Raw genomic sequence first — 17051 nt, forward strand, 5'->3', positions numbered from 1 at the left:
TTAAACTTTTATCTCTACTTCAACACCACTTGGAAGCTCTAACTTCATAAGAGCATCGATAGTTTTTGATGAAGAAGAATAGATATCCAATAAACGCTTATAAGAGCTTAATTGAAATTGTTCTCTAGACTTCTTGTTTACGTGTGGTGAACGTAATACAGTGAAAATTTTCTTGTGTGTTGGTAAAGGAATTGGACCCGTAACAACAGCGCCAGTACTTTTTACTGTTTTTACAATCTTTTCAGCAGACTTGTCTACTAAATTATGATCGTAAGACTTTAATTTTATTCTGATTTTTTGACTCATTTTCTTAAGATTTACGATTCAATGCCTTTAGCAGCTTTAATTACCTCTTCTGAAATATTAGCTGGTGTTTCTGCGTAGTGAGAAAACTCCATAGTGGATGTAGCTCTACCAGATGATAATGTTCTTAATGTTGTAACATATCCAAACATTTCAGATAGTGGCACCATTGCTTTAACTGTTTTAGCGCCTGCACGGTCGCCCATGTCACTCATTTGACCACGACGACGGTTTAAGTCACCAACAATGTCACCCATATTTTCTTCTGGGGTAATAACCTCCAGCTTCATAATAGGCTCCATAATTACAGCTTTGGCAGCTTTGGCAGCGGCTCTAAAACCTAATTTAGCGGCTAATTCGAACGATAACTGATCCGAATCCACATCGTGGTAAGAACCATCTGTTAACGTTACTTTCATGGCATCTACTTCGTATCCGGCTAAAGGACCATTTTGCATAGCCATTTTGAAACCTTTTTCAATTGAAGGGATAAATTCTTTAGGAACGTTACCACCTTTAATTTCAGATACAAACTCTAAACCAACTTTACCTTCTTCTGCTGGCTCCAAAGTAAATACAATATCAGCAAACTTACCACGTCCACCAGATTGTTTTTTGTACACTTCTCTGTGCTCCGCTTTTCTAGTAATAGCTTCTTTATATTCTACTTGTGGTTGTCCTTGGTTTACTTCAACCTTAAACTCACGACGTAAACGGTCTACAATAATATCCAAATGCAGCTCCCCCATACCAGAAATAATGGTCTGGCCAGAATTTTCATCTGTTCTTGCTGTAAACGTTGGATCTTCTTCGGCTAATTTGGCTAAAGCCATACCTAACTTATCCACGTCTGCCTTTGTTTTAGGCTCCACTGCAATACCGATTACTGGATCTGGAAAATCCATAGACTCTAACACAATTGGGTGTTTTTCGTCAGACATGGTATCGCCTGTTTTGATATCTTTAAATCCTACTGCTGCTCCAATATCACCTGCTTCAATAAAATCGATTGCATTTTGTTTATTAGCATGCATTTGGTAAATACGTGAAATACGCTCTTTTTTACCTGAACGGTTATTCAAAATATAAGAACCTGCATCTAAACGTCCGGAATAGGCACGGAAAAAGGCCAAACGACCAACAAAAGGATCGGTTGCAATTTTAAATGCTAAGGCTGCAAACGGATCTTTTACACTTGGCTTACGACGCTCTTCTTTATCTGTTTGTGGGTTAACACCTATAATACTATCTCTATCCATTGGAGACGGTAAGTAACGGCAAACAGCATCTAATAAAAATTGCACCCCTTTGTTTTTGAATGATGACCCACAAACCATAGGAATGATTGCCATATCCATAACTGCTGCGCGCAATGCTGCGTGTACTTCTTCCTCTGTTATAGAATCCTCATCTTCCATGAATTTCTCTAACAAATTCTCATCGTAACCAGCTACTTCCTCTATTAATAAAGCACGGTACTTGCGTACTTCGTCTTGCATATCTTCCGGAATTGGCACGACATCGAAAGTAGATCCGAAATTATCATCATGCCATACAATAGCTCTGTTCTTAACTAAATCTACAATACCCTTAAAATCGTCTTCCTCACCAATATTTAATACAATTGGCACGGCATTGGATTTTAGCATATCTTTTACTTGCTGGCAAACACCTAAAAAGTCAGAACCTTGACGGTCCATTTTGTTTACGAAACCAATTCGTGGTACTTTATAGTTATCTGCAAGCCTCCAGTTAGTTTCCGATTGTGGCTCTACACCATCCACGGCACTAAAAAGGAATACTAATCCATCTAACACACGTAATGAACGATTTACCTCTACTGTAAAATCTACGTGACCTGGAGTATCAATAATATTAAAATGGTAACTTTGTGCATCTGCAGTTGGTTGTCCATTTTCCATTGGAAACGTCCACTGGCAAGTTGTAGCAGCCGACGTAATTGTAATACCGCGTTCCGCCTCTTGCTCCATCCAGTCCATGGTTGATGAACCTTCGTGTGTTTCCCCAATTTTGTGGTTTACACCTGTATAAAAAAGAATGCGCTCGGTAGTTGTTGTTTTCCCAGCATCAATATGAGCCGCAATTCCAATATTTCTTGTTAATGTTAAATCTCTTGCCATTTTTTAAAATCTAAAGTGTGAGAATGCTTTATTTGCTTCTGCCATCTTATGTGTATCAACGCGCTTTTTAACTGCCGCACCTTCTTCTTTAGCCGCAGCTAAAATTTCGGATGCTAAACGCATAGCCATTGATTTTTCATTTCGCTTACGCGCATAGCCAATTAACCACTTCATGGCAGTTGACACTTTACGGTCTGGACGAATTTGCATTGGGATTTGGAATGTAGCACCACCAACACGACGACTACGTACTTCTACGTGAGGCATCACATTAGACAAGGCATCTTTCCACAACTCTAATGCAGTTTTCTCATCGTCTGTTTTCTTTTCTTCTACGATATCAATTGCATCGTAAAACACTTTAAAAGCCACCGACTTCTTACCATCCCACATCATCATATTAACAAATCTAGTTACTAACTGATCGTTAAAACGCGGATCTGGTAAAAGCGGTCTCTTTTTTGCTGCTCTTTTTCTCATGTCTTCTTCTTAAAGTTTTTAATTACTTTTTAGGGCGTTTTGCACCATATTTAGATCTACGCTGCGTACGGCCTGCAACACCAGCGGTGTCCAAAGCGCCACGTACAATGTGATATCTAACTCCTGGTAAATCTTTTACCCTTCCACCTCTAACCAATACTATCGAGTGCTCTTGTAGGTTGTGTCCTTCTCCTGGAATGTAAGCGTTTACTTCTTTACCATTAGTCAACCTTACCCTTGCAACTTTACGCATTGCTGAATTAGGTTTTTTAGGCGTTGTAGTATACACACGCGTACACACTCCACGTCTTTGTGGGCACGAATCTAAGGCAACCGATTTACTCTTCTTGGTTATTTTGGTTCTTCCTTTACGTACTAATTGTGAAATTGTTGGCATATATTTCTATATAATTTATGTTTAACCTCTCATTTGAGGGCTGCAAATGTAGAAATAAAATTTTATTATTCAAATGTTAATTCATTAATTTTCAATAGAAATTAAAAATTTTATCGCCATTATATCAAAACAATTCTTTTTGCGTTAGTTTTACCCAGCCATCCATTAGATAAGCCACGTGCACAAAAAAATTTTATACTGTTTCCTCCTTTTTTGCTTCTCGCAATTTGAGATAGCAGGCCAAACCTTTTATTTAAAAATTAGCGAAATTGCAGAAGCTAATAAGAAAAAAACAGAAAGTTTATACTACATTCAAAAACACAAGGATTACCGCTCTATTGAAAATGAATGGCAGCGCCTAAAACAAACCATTTACAAACAAGGCTATATAAACGCCAAATGGCAGCCGTTAACAAAAATGAATGATAGTGTATTTACATCGGAAGTGGTTTTTGGCTTGAAAGTAGACTCGATAAAAATAAGCTTCCAACCAAACCAAATTCCAGAACACCTATTAAAAACGGCTGCACTAGACACCTTACAAAACACCTTTGTCATTCCTTTTTCGGATGTAGAAAAAACCATGCAACAACTAAATGCAGGAATTAGCAGTTTAGGTAAACCTTTTAATAAGCTCCAATTAACCAATATCCAAAGCGAAACGGCACACGTTTTAACAGCACAACTAGTCGTTTCTGGCGAAAAACAACCACGCTATATAAACAATATTGTCATTAAAGGCTATGAGCTTTTTCCGAAATCCTATTTAAAACACTATTTAAATATTAAACCGGGCCAGGTTTTGAATTTGGAAAGCATAAAAGTAAAAACAGACAATCTGCAAGAACTTCCCTTTGCAAATAAAATTAGAGACTCCGAAATTTTGTTCAGTCAAGACTCCACCATACTATATATGTATCTGGAAAAAGTAAAAAGTAATGCTTTTGATGGCTTTTTAGGATTTGGAACCAACCAAGAAACCTCCAAATTGGAACTAAATGGCTACTTAAATCTGGAACTTGTAAATAATTTGAATTTTGGCGAAAGCCTGTCACTAGCCTACCGCAGTGACGAGAACGAACAAACCTCGTTTCAGGTAACCATTAAAACACCCTATTTATTTAATTCGCCCGTAGGAGCCGAAGTTGCCTTGCGTATTTTTAAAAAAGACTCCTCGTTTACCACCACCAACCAGCGCGCGAACCTTATATATCAGCTAAATTCAAAACATAGTATTTCTGGAGGCATTTTAAGTACCACTTCAAGCAACTTGTTAGCTACAACAAATTTAAATCCATTAATAAAAGATTACACCAGCATTTTTTACACTGCTAACTACCAATTTAGAGCGCACACAAAATCGGGACCCATAGTAAAAACGCCTACGGCTTTACAGTTACAAATTGGGACAGGAAACCGCAACATAAAATCGCAAAAAGTAAGTCAGTTGCTTTACGACTTAGAGGCCTTTAAAACCATAAATTTAAATTTAAGAAACCACCTATTTTTAAAAGCCATAAGTTTTGGTTTATTTTCAGAGGATTATTTAGAAAATGAACTCGCCCGCTTTGGTGGCATCAAAAGCATACGTGGTTTTGAAGAAAATAGCTTAACAGCCTCCCTTTATGGCGTGTTACAAACAGAGTACCGGTACAGTTTAACACCAGAACTTTACGTCCATTCTATAACGGATTTGGCCTACTTGGAAAATCAAATAAATTCACAAAAAGAAAAACTTGTAAGCCTAGGGCTTGGTTTTGCCCTAAAAACAAAGGCTGGCTTGCTTCAATTTAATTATGCCACAGGTAAAACCGAAAATCAAAATTTTAAACTAGCCAACTCTAAAATTCATTTGAGTTTATCGGCACTTTTTTAGGAATACTAGGCGTTAAAAAGGGATTGATTTAAAAATAATTTAAAATTTTAACCCTTATTTATTGTTTAATTAACTTTTTATTGTGATTTTTGGCGTAGACTAATTCAAATAAAAAACAAAATGAAAACAAAGTTTAGTGGAATTTTAACGCTATTTCTAGCGTTTGTTGTGCAACTTACGTTTGCACAAGAAAAAACAATTTCAGGAACGATATCCGACGAAAACGGACTCCCGCTTCCTGGAGTTAATATTATTGTACAAGGTACTACGACTGGAACACAATCAGATTTTGATGGTAATTATTCCATCACTGCCAGTTTAGGAAGCGTGCTAGAGTATTCTTACATAGGATACACAACCAAACAAATGACTGTTGGTGAGTCCGACACCATTAGCTTTGCCATGGAGTTGGATAGCGAGGCCCTAACAGAGGTTGTAATTACAGCTTTAGGTATTAAGAGAAAGCAGGATGAGATAACAACTGCCAACCAAGTAGTAAAAACGGAAGAAATAACAAAAGCGGGTAACCCAAATGTTATTCAAAGTTTAGCTGGTAAGGTAAGTGGTCTTGTTATTAACCAAAATAGTAACGGTGTTGCTGCAACACAAAGTATTACCTTAAGAGGTAACCGTTCTATTTCTGGAGATAACAGTGCCTTAATTATTATTGATGGTGCTATCTCTACAGCTAACTTCTTAAACTCATTAGATCCAAATATTGTAGAATCTGTAAACGTAATTAAAGGTGCCAATGGTGCTGCACTTTACGGTTCTCAAGGTTCTAACGGTGCGATTATTGTTACCACCAAAAAAGGTGAAAAAGGTGATAAGTTAGCAATTACTTACAGATCTTCTATAGATTTTGAAAATGTTGCTTATGTGCCAGAAAGACAAACGCGTTACGGTCAAGGTTGGGACTTAGGAGATGGTTTCACAAACATTCCTTACGAAAACGGTGGCTGGGGTCCTGAATTTGATGGCCAAATGGTACCAGTAGGTTTAGCCCAAGCTGATGGTTCATACATTATGGCGCCATTTGCATCTAGAGGTTCTGACCATATTAAAGAATTTTTTGAAACAGGTACAACCTTCCAAAACGGTTTAACTATTTCTAACAATTCTGATTCAGGTTATATTTTTGCATCTGTACAACGTCAAGATACAGACTTCGTAATTAAGAATGACCAAATTACTAGAAACAGTTTTAACTTTAAGGCTGGTAAAACCATTAACAAATGGACACTTTCTGGTAACGTAACGTATGTAAATACAAGCCGTGAAAGAACTTTAGGTGGTATTTACGAAGATTTACTTCAAACACCATCTAACGTGCCAATTAAAGCATTCGAATTTTCAGGTAACGAAGGTCACTGGAATGCTTACTTCGAAAACCCATTCTGGATTCGTGACAACGATAGAGAAGAGCGCGATAACGACCGTTTTAACATTTTAGGTGAGTTAAAGTATGACATTAACGATAACATTAACGTGTTATTACGTTCTAATGGTAACTTTAACACAGCAAGTACTTTACGTTACGTAAATGCTTATACAGAACCAGAAGAAATTATTAGTAATACTGGTGCAGATCGTACACAAACAAGCTCATTCAGATATTACACGACTACGTTTAAGGCGTACGATACCAACTTACTTTTCAATTTTGATTACGAATTAAGCAGCGACTTTACATTAAAAGCCAACTTAGGTGCTAACGCACAGTATCAAAAGAGTACTTATGTAGGTGTTGGTGGTCAAGACTTAACAATTCCTGGTTTATACACAGGTACAAACTTAAATGGTGAGTTTACTGGCGATCCAACTACTGGCGATGACAGAAGTAAAACAACGCGTTTAGGTGTGTATGCACAAGCCGATTTAGGATTTAGAGATTATTTATTCTTAAACGTAACTGGTAGAAATGACTGGTCTTCTGTATTAGCGAAGCAAAATAACTCATTCTTCTACCCAAGTGTTGGTTTAGCGTTTATAGCTACTAAAGCAATTCCATCTATTAAGAACGATGTTTTAAACTATGCTAAACTTTCTGCTAGTTATGTAAAAGTAGGTAACGACGGTGGTATTGGTGCTTATGGCATTAACCCAGTATTTAACCAAGCTGGTGGATTCCCACTAGGCGGTCAAAACTCTTTTGTAAGAGATTTAAATATTACAGATCCATTATTAGAGCCAGAATTTACAACAACATTAGAAGCTGGTGCTAATTTAGGTTTCTTTAATAACCGTATTACTTTAGATGGTGCTTACTACCAGTTTAGTACAGACAACCAAATTACACAAATTACAGCATCTGCTGCATCAGGCTTGTCAACTGCATCTATTAACTTAGGTGAAACAGAAGGATGGGGTTACGAAGTAGATTTAGGTGTTGGTATTATTGACAACAAAAACAATGGGATGTCTTGGGACGTAAACATTGGTTACGTAAGAACAGAGAACAAAGTAGTTAAAGTAAGTGATCAAGCAAGCCAAGTAGCATTAACTACTGGTGGTACAACTCAAGTATACGCTGTTGAAGGTCAGGCTTACCCATTATTACAAGGTACTGCTTACTTAAGAGACGATCAAGGTCGTGTTGTAATTAACAGCTCAAATGGTTTACCAGAACAAGTTGCTCTTAAGCAATTAGGTAGAACATCGCCTCCTCACGTTGTTAACTTAAGAACATCTTTCTCTTTCAAAGGTTTCACGTTAGCAGCAACAATGGACTATAGAACTGGACACTACTTCTACTCTTCAAGTAAAGAAAACTTAACATGGAGTGGTCACTTAATCGAATCTGCTCAAACAGGTAGAGGTGCCTTTATTTTCCCTAACTCGTCTATCCAAACAAGCCCAGGTGTATTTGTTGCAAATACAACAGTGCCTTCAGGTGGAACAAGTGCTGGAGATTACATTAACTTCTGGAACACCATGCGTGGAATTGGTGAAAACCAAGTGTTAGACGCAACTGCTTTTAAAGTAAGAGAATTATCTTTACGTTATGACTTAAGCCCAGATTTCATTAAGCCTACTGGATTATCATCTGTATCTGTTAGCTTAATTGGTAGAAACTTATTTACAGTATTACCAAAAGAAAACAGAGGCTATTCAGATCCTGAAGCAAGTTTTGCTACTGGTAATGCACAAGGTATCCAAACCCTTGGACAGTATCCTCCAACACGTTCTTTAGGTTTTGCTTTAAACATAACATTATAAAAAAATAGATAATAAAAATGAAAACATTCAATATTTATATGGTATTAATCCTCGCACTGGCATTAAGTTCGTGTGAAGATTACCTAGACGTAAACGACTCTGAAGTAGATGCTACTCAAGAGGTCGTAACACCAAACTTGCTTTTAGCTGGTGCCATTACCCAGCCACATGCACAGTTTGTAAACAGCGGAAACGAGCTTGGAAACATTTTTATGAACAACTGGGCCGGCGACATTAATAATGTAACGGGTGGTTTTTTAGATGAATTTGAATTAGACTTAACACCAAGCTTCCGTGCTTCAATTTGGAACAATATTTACCGTACAATTGGTACATACCAAGATATCATTAGTTACGAAGGTGACGGTGATTATTCAAACCATAAAGCTATTGCAAGAATCTTAAAATCATACTACTTCCAGTATTTAGTGGATGTGTATGGCGATATTCCTTACACAGAAGCTTTACAAGGGGGTGATAACCTAACACCAGCTTACGATGATGACCAAGCTATTTACAGAGATTTAATTGTACAATTAGACTTGGCTATTGCTGAAATGAACCCAGATGCTGCTCCTGTAGGAGGCGAAGACGTGGTTTATGCTGGTAACATGGATATGTGGGTTAAATTTGCAAACACCCTTAAATTACGTATTCTTTTAAGAGAATCGTTATTACCAGGTTCTTCTGCATATGTAGCTGAACAAATGACAGCTTTAGATAAAAACTTTATTGGCGTAGGCGAGTCTGCTTTAATTGATCCTCCTTACGAAAATACAGCTGGAAAGCAAAACCCTTTCTATGCTAACTATGGTTTTGATACGGCAACGCCTCCAACACCAACATTCGATTATAACTTTATTACACCATCAGAATATGCTGCTGAGTTCCTAAAAGGAAACCAAACAGAAAATGGTGTTCAAACAGGTATATTTGATCCTCGTGTAAATGCAATTTACAGAGTATTACCTGAAGTAGGTGAAGTTGTAGGTGTACAACAAGGTGCTACAAACGTATCTGCGCCACCATTATTATCAGAACTAGGTCCTGGTATTATAGTAGCTTCAGAACAACCTGGTTACTTATTTACAGCAGCTGAAAGTTTGTTTTTACAAGCAGAAGCAGCGCAGTATTTAGGTTTACCTGGCGACGCACAAACTTTCTTTAACCAAGGTATTACAGAGTCGTTTACGCAATTAGGTATTGGTGACCAAGCAGCAGATTACATTACAACAAGTGCCAATGCACCAAAAATTGGATGGAACGGTCCTTCAGACAAGCGTGAAGTTATTATGACGCAAAAATGGATTGCTCTAAATAGTATCAACGGTTTAGAATCATGGATTGAATATACAAGAACTGGCTTCCCTGATGTTCCTTTAGCCATTACAGCTACAAGACCAGCTAAACCAAACAGATTATTGTATCCAAGTTCAGAATATTCAACTAACTCTGCTAATGTTCCAAGCCAATCGGTGGACGATGCATTTTCAACAAAAATATTCTGGGACGCTAACTAAAAAAATTGAAAAAAATGAAAAAATTTAAAACAATATTTACCGTAGTTATACTCTCTCTACTTACAGTTTCTTGTATTGTAGATGACGAGGTAGATCAGGACTTTTCACAGAGTCCGTATATAGTAGGCTTTGCTGGCAAAAAAGCGCTAGTAAGTTATTTTGAGGACATAGGTCCTGTAGAACAAGGCTATAATGTAAACATTATTGGTGGTAACGCTGGTCGTGCTACAACAGGCGATTTATTAGTAAACTACGTTGTAGATACAGAAGCTTCTACCGCTACTGAAGGACAAGAATTTGACTTTGTTGATACTTCAGGCGTTTTACGCATCCCTGCAGGTGCTGACTTTGCAACCTTTCCGTTAATTGTTAACACAGGTGGTTTAGATCCTGACATGCCAACAATTTTAAGATTAAAATTAACATCTGTTCAAGGTAATGGTGTGGTTTCTTCACTGAATAATGTGCTAGACATTACGTTTGTAGGTTGCCAATCAGATCACGCTGGAGAATACTTCTCTAATGAAGTACCAAACGACGGTTTAGCAACTATTACACAACTAGCACCAAATACATACGAAGTAAGTGCCTTACCTTTCCTAACAAGTGGTGGTAACAAAATTCCATTTACCTTCGAAAATATTTGTGGCGACATTACTATTACAGGCATTCCGTTCTCTAACCTAATTATTGGTTCTGGATCTTATGACGAAACAACTGGTGTCCTATCATTCAACTACACAATTTATAGTGGTGGTTCGGTATCTGATGGTGTACTATTCGATTTCTCAAGCCCAGCAGACACGGCATTTTATGCGCCAATACCTTAATATTAATCTTAACACAAAATTAAAATGAAACATATTAAAAAGAATATTGTGAAATTATCAGTTGCGTTATCTGTGTTAGGCCTAGTGTCTACTTCATGTACCAACGATGATGACCACAATTTAATAAACACAGGGGACCAAAAACCTCTGGCTACAACCTCTGTTACTAGCTTAACTTTAAAAGAGGGCGAAACTAAAGTAATTCCATTTACAATTAGTAAGCCTTTAACAAAGGTATCTTACTTCCATATTTCTGCCGTATCTGGTTCTGCCGTTGCCGGAAAAATTGATCCAGAAGATGAAACAGAAATAGGAGATTTTATTGCAGGTGAAGAAGATAACAACGCAGATTTTGGCGATCCTAACGATGGTTACCTTGTTAGAGTTCCAGGAAATGCTACATCTTTTGACATTCCTGTTACAGCACTTTTTGATTTAGATCAAGAAGAAGGTGACAAAAATGTACGTTTAAAAATAACAGCTACAGGTACCAGAACGATTATTACACCTGGTGATGTTTTTGTTGATGTTAGCATCAAAGATTTTAACTATTGCCTATGGACATTAGAAATGAACGATGCTTACGCTGATGGATGGCAAGGTGCCTACATTACAGTAGATTCTGATGGTATTGCAGTAGATTACTCTCTTGAAGACGGTGCTACAGAAACTATTCAGGTTCCTGTAGGTTCTCCATTCGTAATTTCTTACGTTTCAGGTACAACAGGTACAACATCACCTAACCAACCAGGTTCTCCAGGTTGGGAAGAGGAAGTAACTTATACGCTTACTTCTCCAGGTGGAACAGTTTACAGCGACGGACCAGTTCCAGCTGTAGGTGTTATCGTTGATGGAACTGATAACTGTAACTAAAAAACAGTTACCAATTTTTATAACTAAATTCAAGACCACCTTACTTTTGTAAGGTGGTTTTTTTATCTATGAGAAAAATTATCCTATTTACATTTTTGTTATCATGTTTGATTAGTATCGGCCAAAACACCGTTGGCGCTATTACAAACACCACAGAATCATTCAACGCCCTAACACTTTTGGCTCCCCTCACATCTACTGAAACCTATTTAATAAACAACTGTGGGGAAGTCATTAACCAATGGTCTAGTAATTACGTTCCAAGCGCTGCCGTTTATCTATTAGAAAACGGTAACCTATTGCGCACCGCAAAAATACCAAACCCAAACATTGCTTTTGGAGGTGTAGGCGGAAAAATAGAACTATTTGATTGGGACAATAATTTACTTTGGGAATATACCTATTCCACCCCTACCGAATCCTTAAACCACGATATATATCCGTTGCCAAATGGTAATATATTGGTACTGGCAGTAACAACTTTAAACCGCCAAGAAGCTATACAAGCTGGACGAAATCCAGCCTTATTAAGCGACAACAAATTATTTAATCCCCAAATACGCGAATTAGAACCCGTAGGAACCAACCAAGCGAATATAGTATGGGAATGGAACTTAAAAGATCATTTAATTCAAGATTTTGACAGTTCCAAAGATAATTTTGGCGTCGTTGCCAATAATCCCCAACGTTTAAATATTAACTATTTAAACAACAACAACCCTGAAGCCAATTGGATGCACATAAACTCCATACAATATAACGCACAATTGCAACAAATTGTTTTTAGTTCCAGACGGCTTTCCGAAATATATATAATAGATCACTCCACAACCACCGAAGAAGCTGCCGGTAGCACCGGTGGAATATATGGCCGCGGAGGCGATTTCCTTTACCGTTGGGGCAATCCGGCGGCATATAATAAAGGAACAGATGCCGACCAAAAATTGTTTTCGCAACATTTTCCACATTGGATACCTGACGGGTTCACCGATGCCAATAAGCTTATTGTTTTTAATAATGGCAACAGACGCGGCTTTTCGTCTGTAGATATCATTAATCCGGTTCAAACCAGCCCCGGAGTGTATGCCTATAACGAAACCATTGGCTATTTACCAGAAATTCCAGATTGGATATACCAAGATCCAATGCCTTCTAACTTTTTCTCTGCCATTTTGTCTAGCGGACAGCGCTTACCAAATGGCAATACCTTAATTTGCGACGGTGATTCAGGCTACTTTTTCGAAATCAACCCAAACAAAGAGATTGTATGGGAATACATAAACCCAGACACAAGCACTGGTATTGTAAGCCAAGGTAACGTGCCAACCGCAAGTAATAATGTTTTTAGAGCGACTAAATATGCATTAAACTACCCTGCCTTTATAGGACACGACTTAACGCCCGGGCTGCCGGTGGAACTAAATCCGGACTTAAGTAACTGCACCTTGTTAGGGACACCGCATTTTGTTGAAAATAAGCCAGCAGTGTATCCTAATCCTACTAGTGGCGTGGTGCATATAAAGTCGGATAATCCTATAAAAAACCTTCAAGTTTACAATGCCTACGGCAAACTTGTAGCCACTAAAACGAATAGTAATCGTTTAAATCTAGAATCATTCGCGTCCGGGTTGTATATTATAAATATAACCACCAAGAAAGGCACATTTCAACAAAAAATAATTAAACAATAAAAGCTAGTAGAATATAAAAACCGCTTCCAATAAGAAGCGGTTTTTTTATACCTTTACAGCATGGAAAACAATACGCTCATATTTGGATTGCATGCCGTTATGGAAGCTATCCAGGCCAACAATACGATTGAAAAAGTATACGTACAAAAAGGATTACAAGGCGCCATATCAAAGGAACTTGAACTACTTTTACGTAAAGAAAAAATAAATACGTCTTATGTGCCGGTTGAAAAACTAAATAAATTAACAACAAATAACCACCAAGGGGTTGTGGCACAGATTTCACCCGTAAGCTATATTAATTTAGAAACCTTGGTTACACAGGTTAGCGAATCTGGCAAAACTCCTTTATTTCTGCTTTTAGATCAAGTAAGTGATGTCCGAAACTTTGGTGCCATAATCAGAACGGCCGAATGTACAGGTGTAAATGGTATTATAATTCAAAAAAAAGGTAACGCACCCATTAATGGCGATACTATAAAAACCAGTGCTGGTGCTGTTTTTAACATTCCAATTTGTCGGGTAGACCATATAAAAGACGCTATGTTTTACTTACAATCCTCCAACATATCGGTTGTGGCTGCTACAGAAAAAACAAATAATACGCTGTACGATATCGATTTTAAGGTGCCATGCGCCATTATTATGGGTTCCGAAGGTCGTGGTATTAATCCGTCGATATTAAAATTGGCCGATTATAAAGCTAAATTACCCCTGTTAGGTAGCATAGAATCTTTAAACGTATCTGTTGCCTGCGGGGCCTTTTTGTATGAAGTGGTAAGACAACGTTTACTTTAAAGTTTCCTTGTTTCTTTTGTAAATATAGTTAACCGTAATTTCCGATGTTTTTTCTGGGGCACTTACTTCCGTGTCCTCCTCGCTGGGTAAATTTTCAATAAAATTTCCAGCGGCATCAAAATGCTTCAAAAAGGGATCTTCGTCGGGTTTATAATCGGGCTCTTCCCAATAATATTTAGCTTGTTTTGGTATCTGTTTATTAAATATAAATGCAAACGAAATACCAACCAATAAACCAGACAAATGCCCTTCCCAAGACACCCCTTCTTTTATAGGCAACACGTACCAAATCATACTGCCATAAAGAAAAATAACTAATAAGGATAAAGCTATTAAGCGGTAGTGTTTGGTTAAAATGCCTTTAAAAAACAAAAAGCTAACCAAAACATAAATTAAACCACTAGCACCAATATGATAAGCCGGCCTACCTATACTCCATGTAAGCAAACCAGAAAGCATAATACCAAAAAACAAAACCTTCCAAGCCATTTGCTTATAGAAGTAAAATAACGCCGCTGTTAAAACAAACAACGGAATGGTATTATGGTACAAATGGGCAATACCTGAGTGAATAAAAGGGCTAAAAATAACACCGCGCAACCCCCATAACTTTTGTGGAAATATACCAAACTTGGTAAAATCCATTCCAAATCGAATTTCAAACCAAAAAACCAACCAAATAAGGAGTATGAATACTACAGGTACTAAAACCACTCCATTTGAAAACTGAAATTCTTCTTGCTTTTTCATAAACAGAAATATACAAATTGTTATCCAAAAAAAAGAATCGGTTATATTGTCAGTTGGCAATAAGTATTCTGGGCGTTTAAAATTGTTTTAATCCGCTAAAATGTTTTACATATATCATAATATTATAACTTTACCATATGAATGAACCACTTGCAGAACGTTTAAGACCAAAAACCTTATCCGACTATATTAGTCAGCAGCACCTTATTGGTCCAAATGGTAGTTTAACCAACCAAATTAAGCAAGGTTTAATACCCTCTTTAATTTTTTGGGGACCTCCAGGTATTGGTAAAACAACATTAGCCCATATAATAGCAACGGAATCCAAACGGCCTTTTTATACCTTAAGTGCTATAAATTCTGGGGTTAAAGATATACGCGATGTTATTGATAAAGCCAAACAATCTGGCGGGCTATTTACAACTAAAAACCCCATTTTGTTTATTGATGAAATTCATCGCTTTAGTAAATCGCAGCAGGATTCTTTATTACAGGCCGTTGAAAAAGGATGGGTTACTTTAATTGGTGCCACCACCGAAAACCCAAGTTTTGAGGTAATTCCGGCATTACTATCGCGCTGCCAAGTGTATATCTTGAAACCCTTTAATAAAGCCGAGCTAGAAACTCTTTTAAACCGAGCTATTGAAAAAGATACTTATTTATCTAAAAAGCACATTGTATTAACAGAAACCGAAGCACTGCTGCGCATTTCAGGTGGCGACGCCCGAAAATTATTAAATATTTTCGAATTAATAGTGAATGCGCACGAATTGGAACGTATTGAAATAACCAACGAATTAGTTTTAAACAGAGTTCAAAATAATACCGTAAAATACGACAAAACAGGCGAGCAACACTACGATATTATTTCGGCACTTATAAAATCCATTCGCGGAAGCGACCCAAATGCGGCCGTTTATTATCTAGCCAGAATGATTGAAGGTGGTGAGGATGTAAAATTTATAGCTAGACGCCTATTAATTTTAGCTAGTGAAGATATTGGTAATGCCAACCCAACGGCTTTAGTAATAGCCAATAATACCTTTCAGGCCGTTGCCACAATTGGCAACCCCGAATCGCGCATAATATTAAGTCAGTGTGTTACCTATTTAGCCTGCTCCGAAAAAAGTAATGCAGCCTACCAAGCTATAAATAAAGCCCAAGAATTAGTAAGGGAGACCGGCGATTTAAGCATTCCTTTAGCCATAAGAAATGCACCAACCAAGCTCATGAAGGAACTTGGCTATGGCGAAACATACCAATATGCACATAATTTTGAACGCAATTTTGCGCATCAAGAATTTTTACCCGACTCTATTTCCAATACCAAACTATACGACCCCGGAAACAACCCGCGAGAACAAGCACAAAGGCAGTTTTTAAAAACACGTTGGAAAAGCAAATACGGGTATTAAAACGATACATTTAAAGGTGTTATCTGTAACGTACCATTAGCCAATTGCTTGGCAATAACCCACACACCGTTTTCTTTGTACACGGTAGCCTGCATGCCTGAAACCATATAAAAGTCGGTTTTACCTGAAAAAATAAGCGTGTAAACCACCTCGTTATTTTGGTTTACTAACTCAAAGTCTGTTAACCCTTTGGACCGAGCAAGCAAAGGTTCTGGGTTTTTAACATGTGGCGCCCCCGTGGTTTCCTCTTTTTCTAGTACAACAGCTTGGATTGGACTTGCTTCTACTTCAACTGTTGCTGTTGGTTGGAATTGATAGTCTAACTCATTAAAAGATTCAAAAGCCTCACGAAGTGCCAAATTATAGGCTACATGGTATTTTTTTTCGCGAGATGTGCCCACTTTAGATTGAAACACAATATCTTGTTTGCAATTTTTTAGTTCAATTTGAAGCTTGCTCGTAAATATACCCGGTAACTTAATAACATTTGCTTCTAGGGCTAAACAGCCATTATTAATAATTTCTTGATTAATTTGCTCGTTATCCATCAACACCTTGAAGCCTAATTTTTCGAATTTGTACTTTGTAAGTGAATTTAATTTATAAGCATCTGCCTCTTTGGTAAATTCAAATTTTGTGGGCACAATTACATATTTGTAGGCATTTAAATTGCTCTGTGCACACAGTATTTGCGATGCAAAAAGAAATACACTAATTTGAAATATATATTTTAACATACTGCTGTAATTTTAAAATGT

The 17051-nt window shown here is 37.4% G+C and carries 14 protein-coding genes; 8 read left to right on the top strand and 6 right to left on the bottom strand.

Translation table 11 applies throughout. The features are described from left to right. Genes rpsJ through rpsL form a run of 4 tightly spaced genes read right to left on the bottom strand, consistent with a single transcriptional unit; the run spans window position 1 to window position 3321 of the window. On the bottom strand, window positions 1–306 hold the full coding sequence (rpsJ, locus tag ACFSQP_RS08275) for a 30S ribosomal protein S10 (RefSeq protein ID WP_010181931.1): 306 nt from the start codon (window positions 304–306) through the stop codon (window positions 1–3). 11 nt (window positions 307–317) lie between these two features. After that, the gene (gene fusA / locus ACFSQP_RS08280; RefSeq protein WP_376893321.1) at window positions 318–2444 is read right to left on the bottom strand and encodes an elongation factor G; all 2127 of its coding nucleotides are present in this window, start codon (window positions 2442–2444) and stop codon (window positions 318–320) included. Between the two features lie 3 nt (window positions 2445–2447). Beyond that, the gene (gene rpsG, locus ACFSQP_RS08285) at window positions 2448–2924 is read right to left on the bottom strand and encodes a 30S ribosomal protein S7 (RefSeq protein WP_376893323.1); all 477 of its coding nucleotides are present in this window, start codon (window positions 2922–2924) and stop codon (window positions 2448–2450) included. A gap of 22 nt (window positions 2925–2946) precedes the next feature. After that, a complete protein-coding gene (gene rpsL / locus ACFSQP_RS08290; protein WP_014782632.1) occupies window positions 2947–3321 on the bottom strand; it encodes a 30S ribosomal protein S12 in 375 nt (124 codons plus the stop codon). A 178-nt stretch (window positions 3322–3499) separates the two neighbouring features. On the opposite strand from rpsL, the gene ACFSQP_RS08295 reads away from it, so the two are divergent. From ACFSQP_RS08295 to rlmB, 7 genes are all read left to right on the top strand, one after another. Then, window positions 3500–5197: a POTRA domain-containing protein gene (locus ACFSQP_RS08295; protein WP_376893325.1), complete on the top strand. Its 1698-nt coding sequence runs from the start codon at window positions 3500–3502 to the stop codon at window positions 5195–5197. Window positions 5198–5317: 120 nt separating this feature from the next. Then, the gene (locus ACFSQP_RS08300; protein ID WP_376893327.1) at window positions 5318–8416 is read left to right on the top strand and encodes a SusC/RagA family TonB-linked outer membrane protein; all 3099 of its coding nucleotides are present in this window, start codon (window positions 5318–5320) and stop codon (window positions 8414–8416) included. 17 nt (window positions 8417–8433) lie between these two features. Further along, on the top strand, window positions 8434–9936 hold the full coding sequence (locus ACFSQP_RS08305; protein ID WP_376893329.1) for a SusD/RagB family nutrient-binding outer membrane lipoprotein: 1503 nt from the start codon (window positions 8434–8436) through the stop codon (window positions 9934–9936). Window positions 9937–9950: 14 nt separating this feature from the next. Beyond that, the gene (locus tag ACFSQP_RS08310) at window positions 9951–10766 is read left to right on the top strand and encodes a hypothetical protein (protein ID WP_376893331.1); all 816 of its coding nucleotides are present in this window, start codon (window positions 9951–9953) and stop codon (window positions 10764–10766) included. Between the two features lie 48 nt (window positions 10767–10814). Next, on the top strand, window positions 10815–11639 hold the full coding sequence (locus ACFSQP_RS08315; protein WP_376893334.1) for a hypothetical protein: 825 nt from the start codon (window positions 10815–10817) through the stop codon (window positions 11637–11639). A 68-nt stretch (window positions 11640–11707) separates the two neighbouring features. Continuing rightward, window positions 11708–13330 carry an aryl-sulfate sulfotransferase gene (locus ACFSQP_RS08320; protein ID WP_376893336.1) on the top strand — a complete coding sequence of 541 codons (1623 nt, stop codon included), beginning with the start codon at window positions 11708–11710 and terminating at the stop codon, window positions 13328–13330. Window positions 13331–13390: 60 nt separating this feature from the next. Beyond that, window positions 13391–14128, top strand: a complete 738-nt coding sequence (gene rlmB, locus ACFSQP_RS08325) for a 23S rRNA (guanosine(2251)-2'-O)-methyltransferase RlmB (protein ID WP_376893338.1) — start codon at window positions 13391–13393, stop codon at window positions 14126–14128. Here the strand turns inward: rlmB and ACFSQP_RS08330 are convergent. Beyond that, window positions 14120–14878, bottom strand: coding sequence for a rhomboid family intramembrane serine protease (locus tag ACFSQP_RS08330; protein ID WP_376893340.1), 759 nt, complete (start codon window positions 14876–14878; stop codon window positions 14120–14122). The two genes, rlmB and ACFSQP_RS08330, sit on opposite strands and share 9 nt — an antisense overlap. Window positions 14879–15015: 137 nt before the next feature. Between ACFSQP_RS08330 and ACFSQP_RS08335 the strand changes: the two genes are divergently transcribed. Then, window positions 15016–16293, top strand: coding sequence for a replication-associated recombination protein A (locus tag ACFSQP_RS08335; protein WP_376893342.1), 1278 nt, complete (start codon window positions 15016–15018; stop codon window positions 16291–16293). On the opposite strand, the gene ACFSQP_RS08340 is transcribed toward ACFSQP_RS08335, so the two are convergent. Further along, entirely contained in the window at window positions 16290–17030 is a 741-nt protein-coding gene (locus tag ACFSQP_RS08340; protein ID WP_376893344.1) for a hypothetical protein, read from the bottom strand. The genes ACFSQP_RS08335 and ACFSQP_RS08340 overlap by 4 nt on opposite strands. Window positions 17031–17051 lie beyond the last annotated feature (21 nt).

The sequence above is a fragment of the Bizionia sediminis genome, assembly GCF_042684585.1.
Classification (GTDB): Bacteria; Bacteroidota; Bacteroidia; order Flavobacteriales; family Flavobacteriaceae; genus Algorimicrobium; species Algorimicrobium sediminis.

Excerpts from the sequence above, each read along its gene's own strand:
- rpsJ (WP_010181931.1), bottom strand. The coding sequence starts at position 306 with ATGAGTCAAAAAATCAGAATAAAATTAAAGTCTTACGATCATAATTTA.
- fusA (WP_376893321.1), bottom strand. The coding sequence starts at position 2,444 with ATGGCAAGAGATTTAACATTAACAAGAAATATTGGAATTGCGGCTCAT.
- rpsG (WP_376893323.1), bottom strand. The coding sequence starts at position 2,924 with ATGAGAAAAAGAGCAGCAAAAAAGAGACCGCTTTTACCAGATCCGCGT.
- rpsL (WP_014782632.1), bottom strand. The coding sequence starts at position 3,321 with ATGCCAACAATTTCACAATTAGTACGTAAAGGAAGAACCAAAATAACC.
- ACFSQP_RS08300 (WP_376893327.1), top strand. The coding sequence starts at position 5,318 with ATGAAAACAAAGTTTAGTGGAATTTTAACGCTATTTCTAGCGTTTGTT.
- ACFSQP_RS08305 (WP_376893329.1), top strand. The coding sequence starts at position 8,434 with ATGAAAACATTCAATATTTATATGGTATTAATCCTCGCACTGGCATTA.
- ACFSQP_RS08310 (WP_376893331.1), top strand. The coding sequence starts at position 9,951 with ATGAAAAAATTTAAAACAATATTTACCGTAGTTATACTCTCTCTACTT.
- ACFSQP_RS08320 (WP_376893336.1), top strand. The coding sequence starts at position 11,708 with ATGAGAAAAATTATCCTATTTACATTTTTGTTATCATGTTTGATTAGT.
- rlmB (WP_376893338.1), top strand. The coding sequence starts at position 13,391 with ATGGAAAACAATACGCTCATATTTGGATTGCATGCCGTTATGGAAGCT.
- ACFSQP_RS08330 (WP_376893340.1), bottom strand. The coding sequence starts at position 14,878 with ATGAAAAAGCAAGAAGAATTTCAGTTTTCAAATGGAGTGGTTTTAGTA.
- ACFSQP_RS08335 (WP_376893342.1), top strand. The coding sequence starts at position 15,016 with ATGAATGAACCACTTGCAGAACGTTTAAGACCAAAAACCTTATCCGAC.
- ACFSQP_RS08340 (WP_376893344.1), bottom strand. The coding sequence starts at position 17,030 with ATGTTAAAATATATATTTCAAATTAGTGTATTTCTTTTTGCATCGCAA.